Annotated in this window: 26 protein-coding genes and 3 tRNA genes; 26 read left to right on the top strand and 3 right to left on the bottom strand. The window is 68.8% G+C overall.

The annotated features are described in order from the left end of the window. Positions 1-28: 28 nt before the first annotated feature. The 12 genes from BMY74_RS14065 to rplA all read left to right on the top strand — a co-directional run bounded on the left by BMY74_RS14065 (position 29) and on the right by rplA (position 7,924). Positions 29-781: a PhzF family phenazine biosynthesis protein gene (locus BMY74_RS14065; RefSeq protein ID WP_089915418.1), complete on the top strand. Its 753-nt coding sequence runs from the start codon at positions 29-31 to the stop codon at positions 779-781. A gap of 158 nt (positions 782-939) precedes the next feature. After that, the gene (locus BMY74_RS14060) at positions 940-3,546 is read left to right on the top strand and encodes a putative bifunctional diguanylate cyclase/phosphodiesterase (protein ID WP_089915415.1); all 2,607 of its coding nucleotides are present in this window, start codon (positions 940-942) and stop codon (positions 3,544-3,546) included. A gap of 72 nt (positions 3,547-3,618) precedes the next feature. Beyond that, a tRNA-Thr gene (locus BMY74_RS14055) sits at positions 3,619-3,691 on the top strand. Positions 3,692-3,736: 45 nt separating this feature from the next. After that, positions 3,737-3,809: transfer RNA gene (locus tag BMY74_RS14050), tRNA-Met, on the top strand. A gap of 101 nt (positions 3,810-3,910) precedes the next feature. Beyond that, on the top strand, positions 3,911-4,075 hold the full coding sequence (rpmG, locus tag BMY74_RS14045; protein ID WP_053733184.1) for a 50S ribosomal protein L33: 165 nt from the start codon (positions 3,911-3,913) through the stop codon (positions 4,073-4,075). A 70-nt stretch (positions 4,076-4,145) separates the two neighbouring features. Next, entirely contained in the window at positions 4,146-4,595 is a 450-nt protein-coding gene (locus BMY74_RS14040; protein WP_089915412.1) for a MaoC family dehydratase N-terminal domain-containing protein, read from the top strand. After that, the gene (locus tag BMY74_RS14035; protein WP_089915409.1) at positions 4,592-5,011 is read left to right on the top strand and encodes a MaoC/PaaZ C-terminal domain-containing protein; all 420 of its coding nucleotides are present in this window, start codon (positions 4,592-4,594) and stop codon (positions 5,009-5,011) included. The genes BMY74_RS14040 and BMY74_RS14035 overlap by 4 nt, the downstream gene beginning before the upstream one ends. A gap of 238 nt (positions 5,012-5,249) precedes the next feature. Further along, positions 5,250-5,322: transfer RNA gene (locus BMY74_RS14030), tRNA-Trp, on the top strand. Between the two features lie 36 nt (positions 5,323-5,358). Next, a complete protein-coding gene (gene secE / locus BMY74_RS14025) occupies positions 5,359-5,772 on the top strand; it encodes a preprotein translocase subunit SecE (RefSeq protein WP_089915773.1) in 414 nt (137 codons plus the stop codon). A 40-nt stretch (positions 5,773-5,812) separates the two neighbouring features. Further along, entirely contained in the window at positions 5,813-6,613 is an 801-nt protein-coding gene (gene nusG / locus BMY74_RS14020; RefSeq protein ID WP_089915406.1) for a transcription termination/antitermination protein NusG, read from the top strand. A gap of 85 nt (positions 6,614-6,698) precedes the next feature. Continuing rightward, entirely contained in the window at positions 6,699-7,133 is a 435-nt protein-coding gene (gene rplK / locus BMY74_RS14015) for a 50S ribosomal protein L11 (RefSeq protein ID WP_065915943.1), read from the top strand. An 80-nt stretch (positions 7,134-7,213) separates the two neighbouring features. Beyond that, a complete protein-coding gene (rplA, locus tag BMY74_RS14010; protein ID WP_089915404.1) occupies positions 7,214-7,924 on the top strand; it encodes a 50S ribosomal protein L1 in 711 nt (236 codons plus the stop codon). A gap of 61 nt (positions 7,925-7,985) precedes the next feature. Here rplA and BMY74_RS14005 read toward each other — a convergent pair whose 3' ends face one another. After that, on the bottom strand, positions 7,986-8,954 hold the full coding sequence (locus tag BMY74_RS14005) for a GlxA family transcriptional regulator (RefSeq protein ID WP_089915401.1): 969 nt from the start codon (positions 8,952-8,954) through the stop codon (positions 7,986-7,988). An 84-nt stretch (positions 8,955-9,038) separates the two neighbouring features. Between BMY74_RS14005 and BMY74_RS14000 the strand changes: the two genes are divergently transcribed. Further along, positions 9,039-9,929 carry an NAD(P)-dependent oxidoreductase gene (locus tag BMY74_RS14000; RefSeq protein WP_089915770.1) on the top strand — a complete coding sequence of 297 codons (891 nt, stop codon included), beginning with the start codon at positions 9,039-9,041 and terminating at the stop codon, positions 9,927-9,929. On the opposite strand, the gene BMY74_RS13995 is transcribed toward BMY74_RS14000, so the two are convergent. Together BMY74_RS13995 and BMY74_RS13990 are read right to left on the bottom strand one after the other, a co-directional pair. After that, positions 9,888-10,658, bottom strand: a complete 771-nt coding sequence (locus tag BMY74_RS13995; protein WP_089915398.1) for a methyltransferase domain-containing protein — start codon at positions 10,656-10,658, stop codon at positions 9,888-9,890. The genes BMY74_RS14000 and BMY74_RS13995 overlap by 42 nt on opposite strands. A 9-nt stretch (positions 10,659-10,667) precedes the next feature. Further along, positions 10,668-11,369: a hypothetical protein gene (locus BMY74_RS13990; protein WP_089915395.1), complete on the bottom strand. Its 702-nt coding sequence runs from the start codon at positions 11,367-11,369 to the stop codon at positions 10,668-10,670. Between the two features lie 245 nt (positions 11,370-11,614). Between BMY74_RS13990 and rplJ the strand changes: the two genes are divergently transcribed. From rplJ to BMY74_RS13925, 13 genes are all read left to right on the top strand, one after another. Further along, a complete protein-coding gene (gene rplJ / locus BMY74_RS13985; protein ID WP_089915392.1) occupies positions 11,615-12,169 on the top strand; it encodes a 50S ribosomal protein L10 in 555 nt (184 codons plus the stop codon). Between the two features lie 56 nt (positions 12,170-12,225). Beyond that, positions 12,226-12,612 (top strand): 50S ribosomal protein L7/L12, encoded by a 387-nt coding sequence (rplL, locus tag BMY74_RS13980; RefSeq protein ID WP_089915389.1) that lies wholly within the window; start codon positions 12,226-12,228, stop codon positions 12,610-12,612. A 394-nt stretch (positions 12,613-13,006) separates the two neighbouring features. Beyond that, on the top strand, positions 13,007-14,074 hold the full coding sequence (locus BMY74_RS13975) for an ABC transporter ATP-binding protein (RefSeq protein WP_089915386.1): 1,068 nt from the start codon (positions 13,007-13,009) through the stop codon (positions 14,072-14,074). Then, positions 14,071-14,856 (top strand): MlaE family ABC transporter permease, encoded by a 786-nt coding sequence (locus BMY74_RS13970; protein WP_089915383.1) that lies wholly within the window; start codon positions 14,071-14,073, stop codon positions 14,854-14,856. The genes BMY74_RS13975 and BMY74_RS13970 overlap by 4 nt, the downstream gene beginning before the upstream one ends. 2 nt (positions 14,857-14,858) lie before the next feature. Continuing rightward, positions 14,859-15,668 carry an MlaE family ABC transporter permease gene (locus tag BMY74_RS13965; RefSeq protein WP_089915380.1) on the top strand — a complete coding sequence of 270 codons (810 nt, stop codon included), beginning with the start codon at positions 14,859-14,861 and terminating at the stop codon, positions 15,666-15,668. Continuing rightward, positions 15,665-16,969, top strand: a complete 1,305-nt coding sequence (locus BMY74_RS13960; protein WP_089915377.1) for an MCE family protein — start codon at positions 15,665-15,667, stop codon at positions 16,967-16,969. Before BMY74_RS13965 ends, BMY74_RS13960 begins: the two co-directional genes overlap by 4 nt. Further along, entirely contained in the window at positions 16,966-17,997 is a 1,032-nt protein-coding gene (locus tag BMY74_RS13955; protein WP_089915373.1) for an MCE family protein, read from the top strand. Before BMY74_RS13960 ends, BMY74_RS13955 begins: the two co-directional genes overlap by 4 nt. Further along, entirely contained in the window at positions 17,994-18,995 is a 1,002-nt protein-coding gene (locus BMY74_RS13950; RefSeq protein WP_089915767.1) for an MCE family protein, read from the top strand. Before BMY74_RS13955 ends, BMY74_RS13950 begins: the two co-directional genes overlap by 4 nt. Next, positions 18,992-20,158: an MCE family protein gene (locus BMY74_RS13945; protein ID WP_089915370.1), complete on the top strand. Its 1,167-nt coding sequence runs from the start codon at positions 18,992-18,994 to the stop codon at positions 20,156-20,158. The genes BMY74_RS13950 and BMY74_RS13945 overlap by 4 nt, the downstream gene beginning before the upstream one ends. Continuing rightward, positions 20,155-21,309 carry an MCE family protein gene (locus tag BMY74_RS13940; protein WP_089915367.1) on the top strand — a complete coding sequence of 385 codons (1,155 nt, stop codon included), beginning with the start codon at positions 20,155-20,157 and terminating at the stop codon, positions 21,307-21,309. Before BMY74_RS13945 ends, BMY74_RS13940 begins: the two co-directional genes overlap by 4 nt. After that, positions 21,306-22,538 (top strand): MCE family protein, encoded by a 1,233-nt coding sequence (locus tag BMY74_RS13935; protein ID WP_089915363.1) that lies wholly within the window; start codon positions 21,306-21,308, stop codon positions 22,536-22,538. The genes BMY74_RS13940 and BMY74_RS13935 overlap by 4 nt, the downstream gene beginning before the upstream one ends. Further along, positions 22,538-23,038: a hypothetical protein gene (locus BMY74_RS13930; RefSeq protein WP_089915360.1), complete on the top strand. Its 501-nt coding sequence runs from the start codon at positions 22,538-22,540 to the stop codon at positions 23,036-23,038. The genes BMY74_RS13935 and BMY74_RS13930 overlap by 1 nt, the downstream gene beginning before the upstream one ends. Positions 23,039-23,125: 87 nt before the next feature. Beyond that, on the top strand, positions 23,126-23,959 hold the full coding sequence (locus BMY74_RS13925; protein ID WP_089915358.1) for a hypothetical protein: 834 nt from the start codon (positions 23,126-23,128) through the stop codon (positions 23,957-23,959). Positions 23,960-24,487: the final 528 nt, after the last annotated feature.

Genomic DNA, 24,487 nt, shown 5'->3' with positions numbered 1-24,487 from the left:
CCCATCCGACCATGGCAGGGTCGGCCCTGTGGAAATCTACGTCGTGGACGCGTTCACCGACCGGCCCTTCGCGGGCAACCCCGCCGGGGTCGTCCTCCTCGCCGAACCGCGCGACGACGCCTGGCTGCAGGCCGTCGCGGCCGAGATGAAGCACGCCGAAACGGCCTTCGTCACCCCCGACAACCACCTCCGCTGGTTCACGCCGGAGGCCGAGGTGGACCTCTGCGGGCACGCCACGCTCGCCACCGCGCACGTGCTGGGTGGCGAGCAGTCGTTCACCACGCGTAGCGGCGTGCTCACATGCGCAAATGACGATGGATGGGTGCGGATGGACTTCCCCGCGGACCCCCCGAAGTTGACTGACCCGCCAATCGGTCTAGCGGAAGCGCTGCCACATGCGACGATCAAGTCCGTGTCGCGTGGGCGCTTCGACTTCCTGATCGAGTTGGAGAGCGCCGCGGAGGTCCGTTCCGTGCGACCCGACGTCCAAGGACTGGCACAATTTCCGTCACGGGGAGTAATCGTGACGGCCGTCGGAGACGGTGATGCGGACGTCGTCAGCCGGTGCTTCTACCCGTCGGTCGGCGTGCCGGAGGACCCCGTCACCGGATCGGCCCACTGCACCCTTGCGTCCTATTGGGTGCCTCGGCTCCAGCGCGCTGACCTGCTCGCGGAGCAGGCGTCGCCGCGCGGCGGGTTCGTCAGGGCCACGCTCGCGCAAGATCGCGTGCTGCTCTCCGGGCAGGCCGTGACGGTGCTCCGGGGACGGCTCACCGTCTAACCACGTCTGGGTGAATAGACGTCACCAAACGTGCTCGACCTGCCATTTCGTCCCCCGAGCGGGGTACATTGGTGCCCCTGGAGGGGTCCTGATCGCCAAGTGCGGGACCCCTCAGTCACGCCTAGAGGTTCCCCCACCCAGGCCGACGAGGAGGCTGGATGTCCGACCGAGCGTCGGCCCCCGTGTCGGACTCGGCCGCCTGGTCGGCCAAGTCGACCAACCGCGCTTTCAGCGCGTTCGCCGTCACCCTCCTGGTGGCAGGCGTCGTCTGCGCGGGCATGGTCGCGGCATGGCTTCCGGAGAGGGAGACCACCTCCCTGTTCTGGATCGGCCCCCTCCTGGTCGTCGGCTTCCTGCTGGCGGAACAGCTCGCGATCAACGTCGACGTCCGCAGCGGCGTCGCGTGGACGATCTCCTTCACCGAGATCCCGCTGGTCCTCGGCCTGCTGGTCGCCCCGTTCGAGATCGTGCTCGCCGCGCACGTGGTCGCGGGCGTGGGCACGTTGCTCGGCAGGCGGATCCTCGACCGCGCCGTCTACAACGCGGGCCTCATGTTCATGGAGATCTCCGTGGCGTTCGCCGCCGCGGAGGCCGTGAACCGGATGATCGGCGCGGGCGGACCGTTCTGGGCGGGCGCCTTCGTCGGCACGATCACCGTGCCGATGCTCGCGAGCGTGCTGGGCCTCTGCGCGTTGCGCCTCATGGGCAAGTCGATGCGCGTCGGCAACAGCCTGCGCCTCGTGCTGCAGACGCTGGTCGTGGCCCTGCTGAACACCTCGATCGGCCTCGTCGGCTACCAGATCGTCGCCACCACCGCGTGGGGCGGCGTCCTGATCATCCTGGTGCTCGCGGGCATCGTGGCCACCTACCTCGCCTACTCCGGGCTGCTGCGCGAACAGCGCGACCTGGAGGCGCTGAGCGAGGTCAGCCTCCGCGTCGCGAGGTCGGGCCAGCACGGCACCGGCCCGCGCCAGCCCGACGACGACCTCACCACCGGCGTCGAAGAGGACGAGTGGCAGCTCATCGCGGAACGCATCCGCGAGCAGCTCAACGCGAACAGGGTCGTGCTGCGCCTGCGCACCGACCCGCAGGAAGCCATGATCACCCTCGTCGCCGGCGAACCGCTGCCCGAGGAGATGACCGCGACGGACCCGCGTGCCGTCCGCGAGGACCCCGTCCTGCAGCTGCCCGGCACGCACGTCCGCTACTACCGCGTGGCCGACGCGACCGAGGACGTCACCGAGGCCCTGCTGCGCCGCGACGCGCAGGAGGCCCTGGTCGTCCCGTTGCGCGGCGCCACCCAGCTGCTCGGCGCCGTCGAGGCCCACGACCGGCTGTCGCGCTGGCGCGGTTTCGGCAAGGCCGACATCCAGCTGCTCAGGACCTTGGCCTCGCACCTCGCCACGGCCGTCGACAACCGGCGCCTGCTGGCCCGCCTGAGGCACGACGCCTACCACGACCCGCTGACCGGCCTGCTGAACCGCGCGGGCTTCCGCGAGGCGTGCGCCGAACCGCTGCGCGAGTCCCAGAGGGGAGTGGTGCTGCGCATCGACCTCGACATCCTGTCGACGGTCTCCGATGCGCTGGGCCAGGCCTGGGGCAACCGCATGGTCGTCGCCGCCGGGCGCAGGCTGCGCGACGCGCTCGGCCCCGACGTGCCGCTCGCCCGGCTCGAGGGCGGCGCGTTCGCCGCGTACCTCGACGACGAACGCGCTGCCACGGCCCACGAGACCGCGGAACGGCTGCGCGCCGGTCTCTCCGTGCCGTACCCCGTCGACCGCCTGACCGTCGAGGCCTCCGCGGTAGTGGGCTACGCGTCCAAAGCGGACTCCGAGACCGAGGACCCGGATCCCGACGTGTTGCTGCAACGGGCAGACGTCGCCGTGCGTGCCACTTCCGAGGGCACGCCCGTGAAGGCCTACGCGCCGTCGATGGGCCACCTGTTCCTGCGCCGCTTCCAGCTCGTCACGCAGTTCCGCCAGGCCGTCGAGACGGGCCAGATCTCGGTGCACTACCAGCCGAAGGTCGCCCTGCCGTCACGTCAGGTCGTCGGCGCGGAGGCGTTGGTGCGCTGGACACATCCGGAGTTCGGCCGCGTCGACCCGGACGAGTTCGTGCCGGCCGTCGAGGCCACCGGGCTCGTGGACGTGCTGACGGACTTCGTGATGGACAGGGCGCTGGAACGCGTCCGCCGCTGGCTCGACCGCGGGCTGCGGATGTCCATCGCGGTGAACCTGTCGGTGCGGACGCTGGGCGACGAGGACTTCCCGAACCGCGTGGAAGCCGCTCTGGAACGCCACGACGTGCCTTCGGGCCTGCTGACCTTCGAGCTCACCGAATCGGGCGTCATGGCCGATCCCGAGCGCGCTCTGCCGGTGCTGCGGCGCCTGCACGCGATCGGCGTCGTGCTGGCGGTCGACGACTTCGGCACCGGGTACTCGTCCCTGGCCTACCTGCGCCAGCTGCCGGTCGACGAGGTGAAGATCGACAAGTCGTTCGTGCTCGGCATGGGCACGGACCTCGGCGACATGGCCGTGGTCCGGTCGATCGTGGAGCTCGGGCACTCGCTCGGTCTCGTCGTGGTCGCGGAAGGCGTGGAGGACGACGCCGCTCGCGACCAGCTGGTCGGGATGGGCTGCGACGTCGCGCAGGGGTACCTGATCTCGCGGCCGCTGTCCGAGGACCGCTTCGAGGCGTGGCTGCGCGCACGAACGGTGCAGGTCAGGGGTGCTCGCGATGAGACGGTGCTCACCTTGGTCCACTAAGGGGACCCCCGGATTTCGTTCTTGGTCGAGGCGTGTTGTAGAGTTCTACGTGTCAGCAGGAACGAAGAGCTGGCCCCTTTAGCTCAGTCGGCAGAGCGTCTCCATGGTAAGGAGAAGGTCTACGGTTCGATTCCGTAAAGGGGCTCTACAACTGGCCGCAGTGCTGAGCGCTGCGGCTTGAGTTGTGTAAAGCGGTGTAGCTCAGTTGGTAGAGCAAGCGGCTCATAATCGCTGTGTCGCCGGTTCAAGTCCGGCCACCGCTACTCAGCAAGATCCCTCGGGTGACTTCGTCGCCCGCCCCGCCAGACGGTAAGCCCGGACTGGGTACCACGGGGTCTCGTGTGCTCTCAGGAAGGCAAGGACCGTGGCTGCAACCGACGTACGTCCGAAGATCACCCTCGCGTGCGAGGAGTGCAAGCACCGGAACTACATCACCAGGAAGAACCGGCGCAACGACCCGGACCGCCTGGAGGTCAAGAAGTTCTGCCCGAACTGCAAGACGCACCGCGCGCACAAGGAAACCCGCTGAGCGCGTAGCGGCTTTCGACCGAGGCCCGTCCCACACGTGGGGCGGGCCTCGTCGCATATAGGCTCTTCAAGTGCCTCTTGACCCCGCCTTCATCGGACGCAGTTATCCGCCGTCGCAGCCGTACGACGTGAGCCGCGAGAAGATCCGCGAGTTCGCCGACGCCATCGGCGCGACCAGCCCGGCCTACCGCGACGCCGAAGCGGCGAAGGCGTTGGGGCACAGGGACGTCATCGCGCCGCCCACGTTCGCGATCGTCGTGTCGATGAAGACGAACGAGACGGTCATGTTCGACCCGGAGCTGCAGCTCGACTACAGCCGCGTCGTGCACGGCGACCAGAACTTCACGCACCACCGGCCGATCACCGCGGGCGACCAGCTCGTCAGCACCGCGCACATCGACTCCATCACGTCCCGCATGGGCAACGACATGGTGACCGTGCGGACGGAGATCAGCACGGTCGACGGCGAGCTCGTCGCCACCGCCAAGTCGATGCTCGTCGTGAGAGGAGAAGACGCGTGAGCGCAGCAGTGAGCACCGAGGTCGGGACCGAACTGCCGGCGCTGTCCGTGCGCCTCAAGCGCGACGACCTGGTGCGGTACGCGGGCGCCTCGCTGGACTTCAACCCCATCCACTGGAACGAGAAGACGGCCAAGGAGGTCGGCCTGCCGGACGTGATCGCGCACGGCATGCTGACCATGGCCGTGGCCTCGCGGATCGTCGCGGAGTGGATCGGCGACCCCGGCGCGATCGTCGAGTACGGGTGCCGGTTCGGGCGGCCCGTCGTGGTGCCGAACGACGGTGAGGGCGCGCTGGTCGAGGTCACCGCGAAGGTCACCAAGGACCTCGGCGACGGAACTGTGAAGGTCAACATCAACGCGGCTTTTGACGGCAAGTCGGTGTTGACGGGTGCGTTCGCCCGCGTGCGCGTCGGCTGATCTTGTGATCAAGAACACCACCGGACGACCCGGTCCGGTGGCGTTTGCCGTGCTCACGCCGGATTCGGGCGTGGAGCGGTGCGCGGTTGCACGACCCTGATTCGTGTTCTCGGTCCGGCTATGGGTAGGCTGTGCGACAGGCCGCTCGGCAAGTGCTTGAGCGGTCTGGTTGGAATGGACGGGACAGGCTCCCGTACACTTCCTGCTTGGGCCAGGGGATCCCCATCCGGGATCTCAAAGGGGTGTAGCTCAACTGGCAGAGCAGCGGTCTCCAAAACCGCAGGTTGCAGGTTCAAGTCCTGTCGCCCCTGCTGTCGAAGCGCGTCATGGGTGGAGTGGAGGACGGCATGAGCGAGGGCCGCGAGCAGGACCAGCCGGAGGAGCGCGAAGGCGCTGTCCGGCCGTCCACTGCTGCGGCGCGACGTGAACGTCGTGCCTCCTCTCGCCCGGCCGCCCGCAAGGACGGCAGCAGCGCTGAGTCGAAGAAGAGCGTCGCCAAGTCCGAGGCTTCGGACGAGGACGCGAAGAAGGGTCGCCCGACCAAGACCCGTGAAGGACAGGAGAAGCGTCCCTCGCTGATCGGGCGGGGCTTCCGCTACATCCGCGAGGTCGTCGGCGAACTCCGCAAGGTGATCTGGCCGACGCGCAAGCAGCTCATCACGTACACCGGCGTGGTCATGGTGTTCGTGGTCTTCATGGTTGCGCTGGTGTGGGCTCTCGACCTCGGCTTCGGCGCGGCTGTTTTCGAGTTGTTCGGCTGAGCCGGACAGCTGCCGCTGCAACCAGGAAGCGAGATCCACAGTGAGCTCCGACAACGGCGTTGACGCCCAGGAGAAGACCGACCTCATCGACGACGAGGTGTCCGAGGACACCGCGGCCGACGAGACGGTCGAGTCGGCGGCTGTGGACTCCGACGACGTGGACTCCGAGGACACCGACGAGGCCGAGGACGTCGACGTCCTCGCCATCGACGAGACCCCGATCGACGAAGAGATCGCCGACCCCGCCGAAGAGCTGCGTCAGGCCCTGCGCCACGCGCCCGGCGACTGGTACGTCGTGCACTCGTACGCCGGTTACGAGAACAAGGTCAAGGCGAACCTCGAGACCCGTATCCACACGCTCGACATGGAGGACTACATCTTCCAGGTCGAGGTGCCGACCGAAGAGGTCACCGAGATCAAGAACGGCCAGCGCAAGCTGGTGCAGCGCAAGGTGCTGCCCGGCTACATCCTGGTCCGCATGGAGCTCACCGACGCGTCCTGGAGCGCCGTCCGCAACACGCCGGGCGTGACCGGGTTCGTCGGCGCCACCTCGAAGCCCTCGCCCCTCACGATCGACGAGGTGCTGAAGTTCCTGCTCCCGCAGCAGGAGCAGAAGCCGGCCGAGGGCAAGAAGGCCGCTTCCACCACCGTGTCGAAGCCGACGATCGAGGTCGACTTCGAGGTCGGCGAGTCGGTCACCGTCATGGACGGCCCGTTCGCCACGTTGCCCGCGACGATCAGCGAGGTCAACGCGGACGGCCAGAAGCTGAAGGTCCTGGTGTCGATCTTCGGCCGGGAGACGCCGGTCGAGCTGTCGTTCAGCCAGGTCTCCAAGATCTGAGCGGTCTCCCGCGAGGGAGACCGATCGGCCACGCTGCGGCTGGCAGAGCCGCGCGCGGACACCGCAATAACAGGAAGTACGGACAATGCCTCCCAAGAAGAAGAAGCTGTCAGCGATCATCAAGCTGCAGATCAAGGCTGGTGCCGCCAACCCGGCGCCGCCCGTCGGTCCCGCGCTTGGTCAGCACGGCGTCAACATCATGGAGTTCTGCAAGGCCTACAACGCCGCGACCGAGTCGCAGCGCGGTCAGGTCGTGCCGGTTGAGATCTCCGTGTACGAAGACCGCTCGTTCGACTTCAAGCTGAAGACGCCGCCGGCCGCGCGACTCATCCTCGCCGCCGCTGGTGTCGACAAGGGCAGCGGCGAGCCGCACCGCGTCAAGGTCGCCAAGGTGACCATGGAGCAGGTGCGTCAGATCGCGCAGACCAAGATGGTCGACCTGAACGCGAACGACATCGACCAGGCCGCGAAGATCATCGCCGGCACCGCCCGTTCCATGGGCATCACGGTCGAAGGCTGATCGCACCCCCTTTGAAAGCGTGGGAGAGCCGAGCGCGGCTCACGAACCACGACTGATCCACAGCAATTAAGGACAGAGTTATGAAGCGCAGCAAGGCCTACAAGGCCGCCGCCGAGCTGGTGGACCGGGAGCGGCTGTACTCGCCGCTGGAGGCCGCCAAGCTCGCCAAGGAAACGTCCAAGGTGAAGCTGGACGCCACCGTCGAGGTCGCGATTCGCCTCGGCGTCGACCCTCGCAAGGCCGACCAGATGGTCCGCGGCACCGTGAATCTGCCGCACGGTACGGGCAAGACCGCCCGCGTGATCGTCTTCGCAACCGGTGACAAGGCCGCTGAGGCCGAGGCCGCCGGTGCGGACGCTGTCGGCTCCGAGGACCTGATCGAGCGCATTCAGGGTGGCTGGCTCGACTTCGACGCCGCGATCGCGACCCCCGACCAGATGGCGAAGGTCGGCCGCATCGCCCGCATCCTCGGCCCGCGTGGCCTGATGCCGAACCCCAAGACCGGCACCGTGACCCCCGAGGTCGCCAAGGCCGTCAACGACATCAAGGGCGGAAAGATCAACTTCCGCGTTGACAAGCAGGCCAACCTGCACTTCGTCATCGGCAAGGTGTCGTTCGACTCCGAGAAGCTGGTCGAGAACTACGCGGCCGCGCTGGACGAGGTGCTCCGTGCCAAGCCGTCCGCGGCCAAGGGCCGGTACGTCAAGAAGGTCACCGTCTCCACGACGATGGGCCCCGGCATCCCGGTCGACCCGAACCGCACCCGCAACATGCTGGTGGACGAGGCCTGAGCCTCGCCGGTTCACAGCTAGCTGAGAAAGGCCCCCGGTTCGCCGGGGGCCTTTCTGCTGTTCAGCGACGGGTGCGGCGGTAGTCGCCGGGAGACTGCCCCACCTGCTTCAGGAAGTGGTGGCGGAGGTTGTTGGCCGTGCCGATGCCGCTCAGCGCCGCGACCTTCTCCATCGGCAGGTCGGTGGACTCCAGCAGCACCTGCGCCCTGGTGATGCGCTCGTTGAGCAGCCACTGCAACGGTGTCGTGCCCGTGGTGGCCTGGAGCCTGCGGTAGAAGGTCCGCGGGCTCATCGCGGCCCTGCGCGCCAGGTCGTCGATCGTCAGCGGCTCGTCCAGGCGGGCACGGGCCCAGTCGAGCACCGGCGCCAAGCCCAGTTCGTCGGTCTCGGGAACCGACAGGTCGACGAACTGGCCGAGGTGGCCCGGCCGGTGTCCCGGCACCACCATCCGGCGGGCGAGCTGGTTCGCGACGTGGGCGCCCAGGTCGCGGCGCACCAGGTGCAGGCAGACGTCGAGACCCGCGGACATGCCGGCGCTGGTCAGCACGTCTCCCTCGTCGACGTAGAGCTGCGAGGCGTCGACCTGGACCTTCGGGTAGCGCTCGGCCAGCAGGGCGGTGTGCATCCAGTGCGCGGTGGCCCTCTTGCCGTCCAGCAGGCCGGCTTCGGCCAACGCGTACGCGCCGACGCACGCGGAGACGATCCGCGCGCCGTTGTCGTGGGCCTGGCGCAGCGCGGAGACCAGTTCGGGTGGAACGGGCGCGTTGTCCTCGATGACCTCGTCCGGCACCCACGACACGATGACGGTGTCCGCACGCACGACGTCGTCCAGGCCGTGAGTGCTGTGCAGCGTGAAGCCTGGCTTGGTGTCGCGTGTGCGGGAACCGGTGCCGCACAACCACAACTCGTACCAGGGGTCGGCGAGGTCGGGCTGCGGCGTGCCGAAGACGGCTGCCGGGACGCCCAGTTCGTAGAGGTCGGCCACGCCGAAGTCGCTGGGCACGATCAGGGCGACGGATCCAGCGCTCATGCGGTCCAGCCTATGGCAGGAATTTGGTGGTGGTGGTCATTCCGGTCACTGGTCGGGGTGATCACGCGCGGCGAGGCTGGACGCATGACATCTGAAGCGATCACCGTGCTGGGACTGGGAAACCTCGGACGCGCGTTGGCGGAGGCGTTCGTGCGGGCGGGCCACCCCGTGACGGTCTGGAACCGTTCCGCGGCCAAGGCCTCCGGGCTCGCGGCGACCGTCGCCGGCAGTGCGGCGGAGGCGGTGGCGGCCAGTGGACTCGTGGTCGTCGCCGTGCTCGACCACCAAGCGGCGCAAGAGGTCCTGCGCGGTGTGGACGTGCGCGGGCGGGCGCTGGTGAACCTCACCTCCGGCACACCCGGCGAAGCGCGTGAACTGGCCGAGTGGGCTGCGGCGAACGGTGCCGATTACCTGCACGGGGCGGTGTACGCGGTACCCCAGACGATCGGCACCGACGCGTCGTCGATCATCTACAGCGGTTCGCCGGCCGTGCCCGAACGTTGGCGGGAACCGTTGGCGCTGCTGGGAAAGGTCACGTTCCTGGGCGCGGATGCGGGCCGCGCCTCCGGGTACGACGTGGCGATCCTGTCCGGGATGTACGGGCTGCTCGGCGGCTTCCTGCACGCCGCCGCGCTGGCGCGAGCCGGTGGCATTCCGGTCACCGAGCTCACGCCGATGTTGTTGTCCTGGTTGGAAGACCTCCAACCGGCGCTGACGACGTTCGCGGAGGAGATCGACGCCGGGAGCTACGACAACGCGGAGTCGAGCATCGCGATGAACCGGTCCGGCGTGGCCACGCTCATCCGCGCCACCGAGGCGCAGGGCGTGCCGTTCGCCGGGCTCGACGCGCTCCAGGCCCTCGTCGACCTGCAGATCGACTCGGGACACGGGGAGGCGAGCCTCTCCCGTGTCGTCGAGTCGTTCGGCCTCGTGTCACAGGGGCTTGCGGGCGGACAGCAGGAAGATCGTCAGTGACGCGAGGAAGTCGCCCTCCCGCAGTTCCGCGAGCCAGCGCTCCCCGTCGGCGCGTTCGATCGCACCCGCCCGGACAGCTCGTTCGGTGTTGCGGGTGAGGGCGAGGGTGTAGTCGGCCCTGACGAAGTCGCGCAGGACCGTCGTCACCGCGCGGACGCCCTCGACCTCGAAACCCGCCTCCCGTGCGAGGCGGGGGAGTTCACGGCCGATCGTCGCGTTGCGGACCATGGTCGAGCAGACGAACCGGTTGAACGCCCTGTTCATCTCGAGGTCGCCGTCGACGAGCAGGGCGTCCCAGTCGGGTTCGGCGATGCGCAGCAGACCGCCCGGCTCCAACGCCTTGTGGAGTTCGGCGAGGACGCCGGCCGGGTTCTCGACGTGCTGCAGCGCACGGTCCATGCGAGCCCGGCCGGCGGTGCCGGGGTCCACGGGCAGCGCGTGCGCGTCGCCCCGGCGGATGTCGATCTGCGGGTAGAAGTGCGAGAAGCTCCTGGCTGCGGCCACCATCGCCGGGTCCACGTCGACGCCGATGACGCGGCCGGAGGGCGTGACCGCGTCGGCCATGACCGGTAAGTCCGTGCCGGGGCCGCAGCCCACGTCGAGGACCGTGTCGCCGGGCTTCAGGTCGAGCGAGACGAGCAGGTGGTGCTTGTAGTCCCGGCCGAGGTCGGCGGCGTCCGCCATGTACGCGACCTTGTCGGGGCTGGGAACCCCCAGAGCATTTGGCATGCACCCCAATCAACCACAGGTGCTGGGGCTCCAGTCGGTGATCACCCAACCGGCGTTGATCTTCTCGACGACGAACGTGCCGAGGCGCGGGCCGCCCTCGACGGTCAGCGCGCACGAGTCGATGGTGACCTTCGTGGACGTCGGGGTCTTGAGCATGTCCGGCGGGAACATGACCTGCTGGTACCGGTCGACGCTGGTCACCTGGGTCTTCAGCTGCGTGACGGCGGCGGCGCAATCGCTTGCGCCATAAGCGTTCGCGAACTTCTGGCGGGTGTCGTCGCGCAGGAAGAGCGTGCAGGCGCGGGTGGTGTCGGCGAACGAGACGTGCTTGTAGAACATGCCGACCGTGCCCTGCAGGCCGGCCGGTGCGGAGAGGCCCTGGGCCGGTCCGGTGACACCGCCGCTGTCCTGCGCGACGTCGCCGGGGTCGTCGACGCCGAAGAAGTGGTTGTAGGCCCACACCGCGCTGAAGACGACGAGGAGGAAGAACAACGCGCGCCAGAACAGGCCGCTGCCGAGCACGACCAGCCACCAGCGCTTGCCACCGGGCGGCTTGGGGGCCTGGCCCGTCGCCTCCTGGTAGCGCTGGTACTCCTGGAACCGCTGGAACTCCTGGAACTGCCGCAGCTGCTCCGGATCCATCTGCGGCGCGGGCGGCTGCGGCGGCTGCGGCTGGCGGGGCGCGAGGTCCTTGCCGGGCTCGTCGGTCACAGGTCACATCATGCCGATTTGGAGCTGCGGATACGACTCGCGTACTCTCTTGCCTGGTTCTACCGAAGACCGCAGGTTTTCTCCGCGAGGAGAACGAAGGCCCCGTTGCAACACGGGCGGCCCGCGCAGGGAGGACGAGGCCCAGCTTCTTGTGACGCCCCGTGCTGCTTGTGCGCGTGGGCGTTTCTGTTGTTTCGGAGCCTTCTCTGATCGGCGGTCTAACCCAGCCCAGAGAGGAGGCGATCATGGCGAAGCCCACGAAGGTTACGGCGGTCGCTGAGCTCGCGGACCAGTTCCGCAGCAGCTCGGCAGCGGTTGTCACCGAGTACCGTGGCCTCTCCATGGCGCAGCTCACCACGCTGCGTCGCGCTCTCGGCGCGGGCACCAAGTACACCGTCGCGAAGAACACGCTGGTCAAGCTGGCCGCCGCGGACGCCGGTGTGGAGGGCCTCGAGGCCCTTCTTTCCGGTCCGACCGCCATCGCGTTCGTCGAGGGCGAGCCCGTCGACGCCGCCAAGGCGATCCGCGACTTCGCGAAGGACAACAAGGCCCTGGTCATCAAGGGCGGCTACATGGATGGCCGCCCGCTCTCGGTCGACGAGGTCACCGCTATCGCGGACCTCGACAGCCGTGAGGTGCTGCTCGCGAAGCTCGCGGGCGCGATGAAGGGCAACCTGGCCAAGGCCGCGGGTCTGTTCAACGCCCCGGCTTCCCAGGTCGCTCGCCTGGCTGCTGCCCTGCAGGAGAAGAAGGCCGCCGCGGCTCCCGCCGCCGAGGCCGACGCTCCCGCCGAAAGCTGATCACCCGAAGACACGCCCGGCGCTTTCGCGCGGGAGATTAGAAAGGACCGCCGATCATGGCGAAGCTCAGCACCGAAGAGCTGCTCGACGCTTTCAAGGAGATGACCCTCCTGGAGCTGTCCGAGTTCGTGAAGCAGTTCGAGGAGACCTTCGAGGTCACCGCCGCGGCGCCCGTCGCCGTTGCCGCCGCGGGCCCGGCCGGCCCCGCTGCCGCCGCCGAGGAGGAGAAGGACGAGTTCACCGTCGTTCTCGAGGGCGCCGGCGACAAGAAGATCCAGGTCATCAAGGTCGTCCGCGAGGTCGTCTCGGGCCTGGGCCTGAAGGAGGCCAAGGAGCTCGTCGAGTCCGCTCCGAAGCCGCTCCTCGAGAACGTCGCCAAGGACGTTGCCGAGGCCGCCAAGGAGAAGCTCGAGGCTGCCGGCGCCAAGATCTCGCTCAAGTGAGACTCGCCCCCTCGGGGGCTGGCGTTCTGCCTTGCAGTGCCTGAACGGGCGTGCACCTTGTGGTGCACGCCCGTTTTGCGTTTGGCGGGTGGTCGCGTTTCTGGGGTCGGGTCGCCTGCCGGTTGGCACCGCGCGCCGGGCTCTGCGTGTTTGTGATGGGAGGGCGACTGCGGTCGCCGCCGCCTGTGTTCGGAGTCACATCAGTTTCGAAAGTTCCTGTCATCAGGCGACGAACCAGGCCGTGGTGACCGTTTTGCGAGGTCACACAGCGTGCTGTTATCTGAAAGCAACCGCCATTAGCCCAACTGGTGAGTAACCTCCCGCGAACGAACTCGTTGCCCAGGTGTGACGCCGATCGCTGCGGCGTCGTCGGGCGTGTGCGGAGGTGCGGTGGATGGGTGTCGAGGTGGTCGTCGAGGGCCTGACCAAGTCCTTCGGCAAGCAGACCATCTGGCAGGACGTCTCGCTCACGTTGCCGCCGGGTGAGGTCAGCGTGATGCTCGGGCCGTCGGGTACGGGCAAGAGCGTGTTCCTGAAGTCCTTGGTCGGGTTGCTCAAGCCCGAGCAGGGCAAGATCGTCATCAACGGCACGGATCTGGTGCGGTGCTCCGAGCACAAGCTCTACGAGATCCGGAAGATGTTCGGCGTGCTGTTCCAGGACGGCGCGTTGTTCGGGTCGATGAACCTCTACGACAACATCGCCTTCCCGCTGCGGGAGCACACCCGCAAGACGGAGGCCGAGGTCCGGCGGATCGTCCTCGAGAAGATGGAGATGGTCGGTCTCGTCGGGGCCGAGAAGAAGCTGCCCGGTGAGATCTCCGGCGGCATGCGCAAGCGGGCCGGGCTGGCGCGGGCGCTCGTGCTCGATCCCGAGATCATCCTGTGCGACGAGCCGGACTCCGGGCTGGACCCGGTCAGGACCGCCTACCTGAGCCAGTTGCTGATCGACCTGAACGCCCAGATCGACGCGACCATCCTGATCGTCACGCACAACATCAACATCGCGCGGACCGTGCCGGACAACCTCGGCATGCTGTTCCGGCGCGAGCTGATCATGTTCGGGCCGAGGGAAGTCCTCCTCACGAGTGACGAGCCCGTGGTCGAGCAGTTCCTGAACGGGCGGCGGCTCGGGCCCATCGGCATGTCCGAGGAGAAGGACACGGCCACGATGGCGGCCGAGCAGGCGCACGCCGACGCCGGCCACTCCGACGGGTCGCCCGAGGGTGACGTCCGCGGGATCGTGCCGCAGCTGGAGCCGACGCCCGGGCTGCCTTACCGGGACGCCGTGCGCCGGCGCAAGGACCGGGTCATGTCGATCATCCACCAGCTGCCGCACGAGGCCCAGCAGGGGATCATCGAGAGCCTCACCGCCGAGGAGCAGGTGCGGTACGGCGTGCACGCCGGGGTGCCCGCGGTGGCGCCGACGCCCAGCCCGTGGCCCCGGCGGGGTGGTGTGCTGTGACCACGCAGACGTCGTTCCCCGGTGCCGGTGCGCTGCGGGAGACCGGGAAGCTCTGCCAGCTCGGGATCGACGTCGTGCGGACGACGTTCCGGCGGCCGTTCCAGTTCCGGGAGTTCATCCAGCAGAGCTGGTTCATCGTCAGCGTCACGGTGTTGCCGACGGCCCTCGTCAGCATTCCGTTCGGCGCGGTCATCGCACTCCAGCTGGGCTCTCTCACGCGGCAGATCGGTGCGCAGTCCTTCACGGGCGCGGCCAGCGTGCTCGCGATCATCCAGCAGGCCAGTCCGATCGTGACGGCGCTGCTGATCGCCGGAGCGGGTGGCAGCGCGATCTGCGCGGACCTCGGCTCGCGCAAGATCCGTGAAGAGATCGACGCGATGGAAGTGCTCGGCGTCAGCCCCATCCACCGGCTGGTGGTGCCGCGGGTGCTGGCGGCGATGCTCGTGTCCGTGCTGCTCAACGGCATGGTGAGCGTCGTCGGCGTGATGGGCGGCTACTTCTTCAACGTGGTCATGCAGGACGGCACGCCGGGCGCCTACCTCGCGAGCTTCAGCGCGCTGGCCCAGCTGCCCGACCTGTGGATCAGTGAGATCAAGGCCCTGATCTTCGGGTTCATCGCGGGCATCGTGGCCGCCTACCGCGGCCTCAACCCCGCCGGTGGGCCCAAGGGCGTGGGCGACGCGGTGAACCAGGCCGTGGTCATCACGTTCCTGCTGCTGTTCTTCGTCAACTTCGTCCTCACCACGATCTACCTGCAGGTCGTGCCCGCGAAGGGGAGCTGACGATGGCGAACAAGGTGCTCTCCACCCTCGACGGGTTCGGCGACCAGCTGTCGTTCTACATCAAGGCACTGGCCTGGACGCCCCGCGCGCTCAAGCGGTACTCCAAGGAGACGCTGCGGCTGCTGGCCGAGGTCAGCTTCGGCAGCGGTGCGCTCGCGGTCATCGGCGGCACGATCGGCGTGATGGTCGGGCTCTCCGTGTTCACCGGCACGGTGGTCGGTCTGCAGGGCTTCACGGCCCTCAACCAGATCGGCACCAGCGCGTTCGCCGGGTTCGTCAGCGCGTACTTCAACACCCGTGAGATCGCGCCGTTGGTCGCGGGACTCGCACTGAGTGCCACGGTCGGCAGTGGCTTCACAGCGCAGCTCGGTGCGATGCGGATCTCCGAGGAGATCGACGCGCTGGAGGTCATGGGCATCCCCAGCCTGCCGTTCCTCGTCACCACGCGGATCATCGCCGGCTTCGTCGCGATCATCCCGCTCTACGTGATCGGCCTGCTGACCAGTTACCTCGCGGCTAGAACGATCACCGTCGAGTTCTACGGGCAGTCGGCGGGCACGTACGACCACTACTTCAACCTGTTCCTGCCGCCGGTCGACGTGCTCTGGTCGTTCGGCAAGGTGCTGGTCTTCGCGGTCGTGATCATCATGACCCACTGCTACTACGGCTACCGCGCGTCCGGCGGTCCCGCCGGCGTCGGTGTCGCGGTCGGGCGTGCGGTGCGGACCGCGATCGTCACGACGGCGCTGCTCGACTTCTTCCTGAGCCTCGCGATCTGGGGTGCCACTACGACCGTGAGGATCGCCGGATGAGGAAACGCGTGCTGGGCATCGCCTTCCTCCTGGCGATCGCCATGTTCCTGTCGCTCACGGTGGCGCTCTACAAGGACGCCTTCAGCGAGTACGTGAAGGTCACGCTCAGGACCGACCACATCGGCAACCAGCTGCAGACCGCGAGCGACGTCAAGGTGCGCGGGCTGATCGTCGGTTCGGTGAAGGCCGTGCGCACCAGCGGTGACGGCGCCGAGCTGGAGCTGGCGCTGGAGCCGGACAAGGTCGGCCAGATCCCGTCCAACGTCAGCGCGCGCCTGCTGCCCAAGACGTTGTTCGGCGAGCGGTACGTGAACCTCGTTCTGCCGCAGCAGAAGCAGGCCGCGATCAGCGAGGGCGCGGTCATCGAGCAGGACCGCACCAGCAGCGCGATCGAGCTCGAACGCGTGCTGGACAACCTGATGCCGGTGCTGCAGGCGATCCAGCCGGAGAAGCTCGCCACCACGTTGACGGCGCTGTCGCAGGCGCTCGACGGACGGGGCAAGCCGCTCGGCGAGACGCTGGTGTCGCTCGACTCCTACCTCGGTGAGCTCAACCCGCAGCTGCCCGCGTTGAAGGAGAACATCTCCAGGCTCGCGGACGTCTCCAACGTCTACGCGGACGCGGCGCCGGACCTGCTGCAGGCGCTCAACGACATGACCACGACCACCAAGACCGTCGTCGAGCAGCGCGACAACCTGCTCGCGCTCTACGGGTCGCTGACCACGACGTCGCAGGACCTCACCAGCTTCGTCACGGTCAACAAGAACAACATCATCGCGCTCGCCGACACCGGCAGGCCGACCCTCGAGCTGCTCGCGAAGTACGCGCCCGAGTACCCGTGCCTGCTCAAGGGCCTCGCGGAGTTCGAACCGGTCATCAGCAAGGCGTTCGGCGCCGGCACCGACAAGCCCGGCCTGCACATCACGCTGGAGATCACGCAGAACCGCGGCAAGTACAAGCCGAACCTCGACGAGCCCGAGTACGCCGACAAGCGCGGCCCCCGCTGCTACGACCTGGTCCCGCGGCCGGACCCGTTCCCGCAGTACCCGCCGGAGGGGCCGGTGAAGGACGGGTCCAGCTCGCCGCCGCCCGCCCGCAACGCGAGTGACGGCCTGATCCCTCCCGGCGCGACCGTCCCGCAGTCCGCGGACGTGCTGAGGCTCGCCAACTCCCCGGAGGAGGCCCGCTTGATCGCCGCGCTCTTCGGCCCGCGCGTCGGCGTCGACCCGCAGGACATGCCCGGCTGGTCGAGCCTGCTGCTCGGTCCGCTCGTCCGCGGAACGGAGGTGACGGTCGAGTGAAGGGCCTGCTCTCCCCGCTGCTCAAGCTGATCGCGTTCGCCGTGGTGACGATCCTCGCCACGTCGCTGCTCGCGGTCACCATCGCCAACGTGAACCTGGCCAGTGCCACCGACTACAAGGCCCGGTTCACCGACGTCACCGCGCTCAACGAGGGCGACGACATCCGCATCGCCGGTGTCCGCGTCGGGCAGGTCGACGAGATCGAGGTCGTCGACCGCAAGACCGCCGAGGTGTCGTTCTCGATCGACGGCGACCGCAAGCTGCCGGAGGCCGTCACCGCGACCATCAAGTACCGGAACCTGGTGGGGCAGCGGTACATCGCGCTGGAGTCCGGTACTGGTGACACCGCGGCCGTGCTGCCCGAGGGCGGCACGATCCCGTTGGAGCGCACGAAGGCCGCACTCGACCTCACCGTGCTGTTCAACGGCTTCAAGCCGCTCTTCCAGGCCCTGTCGCCCGACGACGTGAACAAACTGTCGTTCGAGATCATCCAGGTGCTGCAGGGAGAAGGCGGCACGATCGACAGCCTGCTGCAGCGCACGGCCTCGCTGACCAGCACGCTGGCCAGCAAGGACAAGGTGATCGGCGAGGTCGTCGACAACCTCAACACCGCGCTGGAGACCGTCAACTCGCGCGACGAGGACTTCAACAACCTCGTGATCACGTTGCAGACGCTGGTGTCCGGGCTCGCGCAGGACCGCCAGCCGATCGGGGACGCGATCACCGCGCTCGGCGACCTGACGCAGGCCACCTCCGGCCTGCTGGAACAGGGGCGCGAGCCGTTGCGCAACGACATCGCGCAGCTCGGCATCGTCTCGAAGACCCTGGGCGACAGCGAGGCGGTGGTCGACGGCATGTTGCAGCGCCTGCCGAACAAGCTGGAGACGATCACGCGGACCGCGACCTACGGCTCGTGGTTCAACTTCTACCTGTGCGAGGGCACCGGCCAGGTCGCGGTCCCGCCGCTGATCACCAATCCGATTCCGATCACGGCGTTGCCGGTGACACAGCAGAGGTGCCGCCGATGAGGACCGCCAACCCGATCAGGACCGGCGCGATCAGCCTGACGTTGATCGCCCTGCTGTTGCTGGCCGCGTTCTACTCCGACGACCTGCCGATCGTCGGCGGCGGCACGAGCTACGCCGCGGACTTCAGCGAGGCCGCGGGACTGGTGCCGGGCAACGAGGTCCGCGTCGCCGGCGTGAAGGTCGGCAAGGTCACCAAGGTCAAGCTCAACGGCGACCGGGTGCGGGTCACCTTCAAGGTCAAGGACGCCTGGGTGGGCGACCGGACGACCGCGATGATCCGCATCAAGACGTTGCTGGGCCAGAAGTTCGTGGCGCTGGACCCGCAGGGCACCCAGCCGCTCTCGCCCGGCGACCCGATCCCGAAGGAACGCACGCTCGCGCCGTACGACGTGAACGAGGCGTTCAACGGGCTCGCGACGACCGTCGGGCAGATCGACACCAAGCAGCTCGCGGACAGCTTCACGGTCCTGTCCGACACCTTCAAGAACTCGCCCGAGCACGTCAGGGGAGCGCTGGACGGCCTGTCCGCGCTGTCGAAGACGATCTCCTCGCGCGACGAGCAGCTGGCGAAGCTGCTCGACAACACCCGGCAGCTGACCAAGACGCTGGCCGACCGCAACGCCGAGTTCGAGAAGCTGCTGTCGGACGGCAACCTGCTGCTCGGCGAGCTGCGCAAGCGCCGCGAGGCCATCAGCGCGCTGCTGACCGGCACGCGGAACCTCTCCCGTGAGCTCAGCGGGCTGGTCAACGACAACCAGAGCCAGCTCAAGCCCGCGTTGGAACAGCTCGGCAGGGTCACCACGATCCTCGAGCGCAACCAGGAGAACCTCGACCGCAGCCTCGCGCTGATGGCGCCGTTCTACCGCGTCTTCGCGAACACCCTGGGCAACGGGCGCTGGTTCGACACCTACATCTGCGGTCTGCTGCCGCCCGCGGTGAACCTCGGCGTCGTCGGGTTCAACGAGGAAGGCTGCCTGCCTCCGGGGGTGCAGCGATGACGGAAGTGGCACAGAGCAAGGTCGGCCGGTTCATCGCGATCGCGTGCGTGCTCGCGCTGGTCGTGACGGCCGCGCTGTGGTGGGTCTTCGCCGGGATGAACGGGCGCAGGGTCACCGCGCACTTCGCGGCCGCCGTCGGCGTCTACCCCGGCGGTGACGTGCGGGTGCTCGGCGTGAAGGTCGGCACGATCGACGAGGTCACGCCCGAGGGCAAGACCGTGAAGGTCGTGTTCACGCTCGACCGCGACGTGCGGGTGCCGGAGAACGCGCAGGCCGTCGTGGTCTCGCCGAGCGTGGTCTCCGACCGGTACGTGCAGCTCGCGCCCGCCTACACCGGCGGTCCGACGCTGGCCGACAACGCCGTGATCCCGCGCGAGCGCACCGCGACGCCGGTGGAGTTGGACGAGCTGTACTCGTCGCTCGACAAGCTCACGACCGCGTTGGGCCCCAACGGCGCGAACGCCGACGGGGCGTTGGCGGACCTGCTGAACTCCGCGGCCCGCAACCTCGAAGGCAACGGCCAGGCGCTCAACGACACGCTGAAGAACCTCGGCCAGGCCACCCGGACGCTGTCGGGGTCCAAGGAGGACCTCTTCGCGACCGTCGACAACCTGCAGAAGTTCACGGCCATGCTGGCCGCGAACGACAGCCAGGTGCGCGACTTCAACAAGCAGCTCGCGGACGTGTCGAAGATGCTCGCCGACGAACGCGGGGACCTGGGCGCGGCGTTGAGCGAGCTCGCGACCGCGCTCGGACAGGTCCAGGGGTTCATCAAGGACAACCGCGAGGTGCTCAAGTCCAACGTGGACAAGCTCGCCTCGATCACGCAGGTGCTGGTGAACCAGCGGGCCGCGCTGGCGGAGACGCTGGACGTGGCGCCGTTGGCGCTGGGCAACCTGCAGAACTCCTACAACGCGGCGTCCGGCACGCTCGACGTCCGCGCGGACATCAACGAGCTGAACCAGCCGCCGATCGTGCTGGTCTGCAAGCTCGTCCAGCAGGCGACGCCGAACAACGTGCCGCCGATTCTGGCGGACACGTGCCGGCAGCTGGAGCCGTTGCTGACGGGCGCGCTGCCGCTGAAGACGCCGGCCGAGGTGCTGGGCGACCTGAACGCGGGCAAGCTGCCGCTGCCCCTGCCGCTCGCGGGGGTGCCGCAGTGAGGAAGCTGGCTCTGGTTCTCTCCGCGGTGGTGCTCGTGTCGGGCTGCGGCTCGGGCGGGTTCGACGGCGTCTACAACATGCCGCTGCCCGGCGGCGCCGACGTCGGCGACCACCCGTACACGGTGAAGGCGCAGTTCAAGGACGTTCTCGACCTGGTGCCGCAGGCCGGCGTGAAGGTCAACGACGTGCCGGTCGGACGGGTCGAGAAGATCGATCTCGGCCCCGACGGCTGGACCGCCGAGGTGACCATGCTGGTCAACGGCGACGTGCGGCTGCCCGCCAACGCGTTCGCGAAGCTGCGCCAGTCCGCGTTGCTCGGCGAGAAGTTCGTGGAGCTGGGCAAGCCCAAGGACGCCTCGGGCACGCTGGCGGACAACGCCGTGATCCCGCTGGACAAGACCAACCGCAACCCCGAGGTCGAAGAGGTCTTCGGGGCGTTGTCGATGCTGCTCAACGGTGGTGGTGTCGCGCAGCTGCAGAACATCACCAAGGAGCTCAACGCGGCGATGGCGGGCAACGAGCAGGAGATCCGCTCGTTGCTGGGCAACCTCAACACGTTCGTCGGGGAGCTCGACAAGCACAAGGCGGAGATCGTCCGCGCGCTCGACTCCCTCAACCGGCTCTCCGGAACGCTGGCGCAGCAGCGCGAGAAGATCGCGGTCGCGCTGACGGACCTGGAGCCCGGCCTGAAGGTGCTGGCCGAGCAGCGGACGCAGCTCGTGACGCTGCTCCAGTCGCTGGACAAGCTCTCGGACGTCGCGACTGACACGGTGAACAAGAGCCGTGACGACATCGTGGCGTCGCTGAAGGCGTTGCAGCCGACGCTGACGAAGCTCGCCCAGTCGGGCCAGAACCTGCCGAAGTCGCTCGAGCTGCTGCTGACCTACCCGTTCCCGGACGAGGCGCTCGACGGGATCAAGGGCGACTACACCAACGCGTTCATGGACCTCGACCTGAACCTCGGCACCGTGCTCGACAACCTCGGGCGGTCGCGGCAGTCGCCGGTCGACTCGCTGATCCCGTCGCAGGGGACGCCGCTGCCCCTGCCCAACATCCCGTTGCCGAACATCCCGCTGCCGAACCTCGGGCAGGGCACCGGGTCCGGGCTGGGCGACCTGCTCGGCGGGCTGCTGGGAGGTGGTCGCAAGTGATCCTGCGGTCGACGAAGCTCAAGATCGGCGCGTTCGTGCTGGTCGCGTTGCTGGGCGTGTCGTACGTGAGTGCGACCTACATCGGTCTGTTCAAGTCGTCGTCGACGGTCGTGACGATGCAACTCGCCGATTCCGGCGGCATCTTCTCCAACGCCGAGGTGACCTATCGCGGCGTGACGATCGGACGGGTCGGGCAGCTGCGGCTGACGTCGGACGGCATCGAGGTCGACCTGGAGCTGGACGCGGACGCGCCGCGCGTGCCCTCCGCTCTGGAGGCCGTGGTGGCCAACCGCTCGGCCGTGGGTGAGCAGTACGTGGACCTGCGGCCGAAGAGCGACGACGGCCCGTACCTGGAGGCCGGGTCGGTCATCCCGCGGTCCTCGACCCGCACGCCGCCGCCCGTCGACGGACTGCTGTCCAACCTGGACTCGTTCGCCTCCTCGGTGCCGACGGACTCCCTGCGGACCGTGGTGGACGAGCTGCACACGGCGTTCAGCGGCACCGGTGGCGACCTGCAGGTGCTGATCGACAACACCGCGGCGTTCACGGCGGCGGCTCGCGAACACCTGCCGCAGACGACGCAGCTGCTCCAGGACGGGCGGATCGTGCTGGCCACGCAGGCCGCCTCGGGCGGGGCGATCCGGTCGTTCAGCGGTGACCTGCGGCTGCTCGCCGAGCAGCTCAAGGCCTCCGACGGCGACCTGCGGCGGCTGATCGTGGCGGTGCCGCCGGCGTCCGAGCAGGTGTCGGCGCTGCTGAAGGAGAGCGGGCCGAACCTCGGCGTGGTCTTCGCGAACCTGCTGACGACCTCGAACATCCTCGTGACCAGGCGCGACGGTTTGGAGCAGATCGCGGTGACGTACCCCATCGCCGTGGCGGGAGGCTTCACCGTGGCGCCGGGGGACGGCAAGGCGCACTTCGGGCTGGCCCTGAACGTGTTCGACCCGCTGCCGTGCACCGTTGGCTACGAGGGCACGACCATCCGGACCGGCGCGGACACGTCGGCGGCGCCGCTGAACACGCAGGCGTACTGCGCCCTCGCGCGCGGGTCGGCGACGTCGGTGCGAGGCTCGCAGAACGCGCCGTACGGTGGGACGCCGACGACGCCGGTCGGCAACGCGACGACCCAGCCGGGTCGGGAACCGACCGGCCAGGCCGCGGTGCCGGAGGTGCCGTTGCTGACGTCGCTGGGCCAGCTGCTGGGGCTGCCCGCGGAGGGGAAGAAGTAGTGCGGATCTTCACGGTGGTCGCCGCGGTGCTGGCGGTGCTGACGTTCGGCTACGCCGCCTACGCGGGCGTGGCCTGGTACTCGGCGTCGAACTCGTCGGAGTCGTCGTTCGCCTCGGTGCGCGACGACGCCCTGCGCTCCGGCCAGGTCGGCGTCGCGAACTTCCTGACGCTCGACTACAAGAAGGTCGACGAGGACCTGCAGCGCTGGCTCAACTCGTCCACCGGCGAGCTGCGCGCCGAGATCGACAGGGACAAGGACTCGCGCAAGAAGCAGCTGGTCGACGCCAAGTCCGTGACGACCTCCAAGGTCCTCGACGCGGCCATCACCGAGCTCGACGACCGCGCCGGCAGCGCGTCCATGATCGCCGTGGTCGAGAGCACCGTGGTCCCCGACGGCGGCCAGAAGGTCACCAAGATCAACCGGTACCTGACCAAGCTCACCCGCACCGAGGACGGCTGGAAGCTCTCGCAGCTCGGCCCGTTGCGGTCAGGCGTCTGATTCGGCCAGAGCTGATTGGAACGAGTGCACGTGCCTCCACCCCGCCGCCGCCCCATCCCCACGCCACCGGCAGGAGGCCGCCCGAAGGTGGCCGGCCTGAACCGCCGCACGCCCGCCGGCCCCGCCGTCGAGCCTGTCGCCGCACCGGCCGTCGAGCCCGAGGTCGTGGCCGAGCCGGTGGTCGAGGACGTCGTCGCGGACGAGAAGGCGGACGTCGAGCCGGACCTCAAGGCGCCGGAGCCGGACGACTGGAAGCCGTCCACCACCGCGAAGCCCGCGAAGAAGGCCGCTCCCGCCGCCGCTGACGAGAAGCCCGCCGAGGTCGTCGAGGTCGTCGAGGAGGAGCCCGCGGGGGAGAAGTCCGGTGCCGAGCCGTCCTCCCCGGCCGCGAGGCCCGGCTGGCTGCTCCCGGCCGCCCTGCTGCTGGTGGCGGTCCTGCTCGGCGGCCTGGGCACGTTCTTCCTGGTGAAGTCGCGTTCGGTGTCCTACGACGCCGCCCTGGTCGACTCGGCCACCACCTCGGAGGTGAACGGCCAGGTCCGCGAGGCCGTCGAGAAGTCGTTCTCGTACAACTTCGCCGACGTCGAGGCCACCGAGAAGGCCGCGAGGGAACTCCTCACCGGCAAGGCCCTGTGCCAGTACAACGCCGTCTTCGGCCCGGTGAAGGAGGTCGCGCCGCAGCAGAAGCTCGTCGTGACCGTCCGAGTGGTCTCCTCGGCCGTGTCGTCCCTCAAGGGCGACCGCGCCACCGTCCTGGTCTTCGCCGACCAGGTCACCACCCGCACCACCGACAACCAGTCGGGCGGCGGCACCGCCATGCTCCGCGTGAGCACGATCGACGACGGCGGCCGCTGGAAGATCGACAACATGGAGATGTTCGGCGCGACGGCGGAGCAGAACCAGCAGCTCCAGGGCTGCTGACGGGCCGGTTCCGGGAACGCGGACCGGCCACCTCCAGGGCTGGTGGCCGGTCCGGCACCCGCGGCCCGCACCCGCCTCCGCGGACCCCGGCCGCCCACCCCACCCACGTGCAGCGCTGCTCGGCCCGGCCGCTTGTTGGGGCGCACGCCACCCGTGTCGAGCGCCGCTCGGCCCGCTCGCCCACTCAGGGCGCACCCCACCTGCCGGCTCCTCGGCCCGCCGCCGCACCTCGGGCGCACCGTCCATGCCCAGCGCTCCTCGGCCCGCCCGCTCAGGGACGGGCACCCCACCTGCCGCCGAGCTCTTCGGCCCGCCGCCGCACCTTGCGCGCACCCCCGCCTGCCGCTGCGCTCCTCGGCCCGCCGCGGCACCTCGCGCACCCATCTGACGCCCCCGCCTCGCAGCACCGCGGCACCTCGCGCTTGCCGTCCCGACGCCTCACCCACCGCGGTGCGGGCCTCGCGGCACCCCCGCCGAGCCTCGGCCCCGGCGCTTCTCACGCGCTCGCAGTACGCCGGCCCCGCCACC

The organism is Lentzea albida (assembly GCF_900111005.1).
In the GTDB taxonomy this organism is placed as follows: Bacteria; Actinomycetota; Actinomycetes; order Mycobacteriales; family Pseudonocardiaceae; genus Lentzea; species Lentzea albida.
This window is presented reverse-complemented; position numbering and strand designations above follow the sequence as displayed.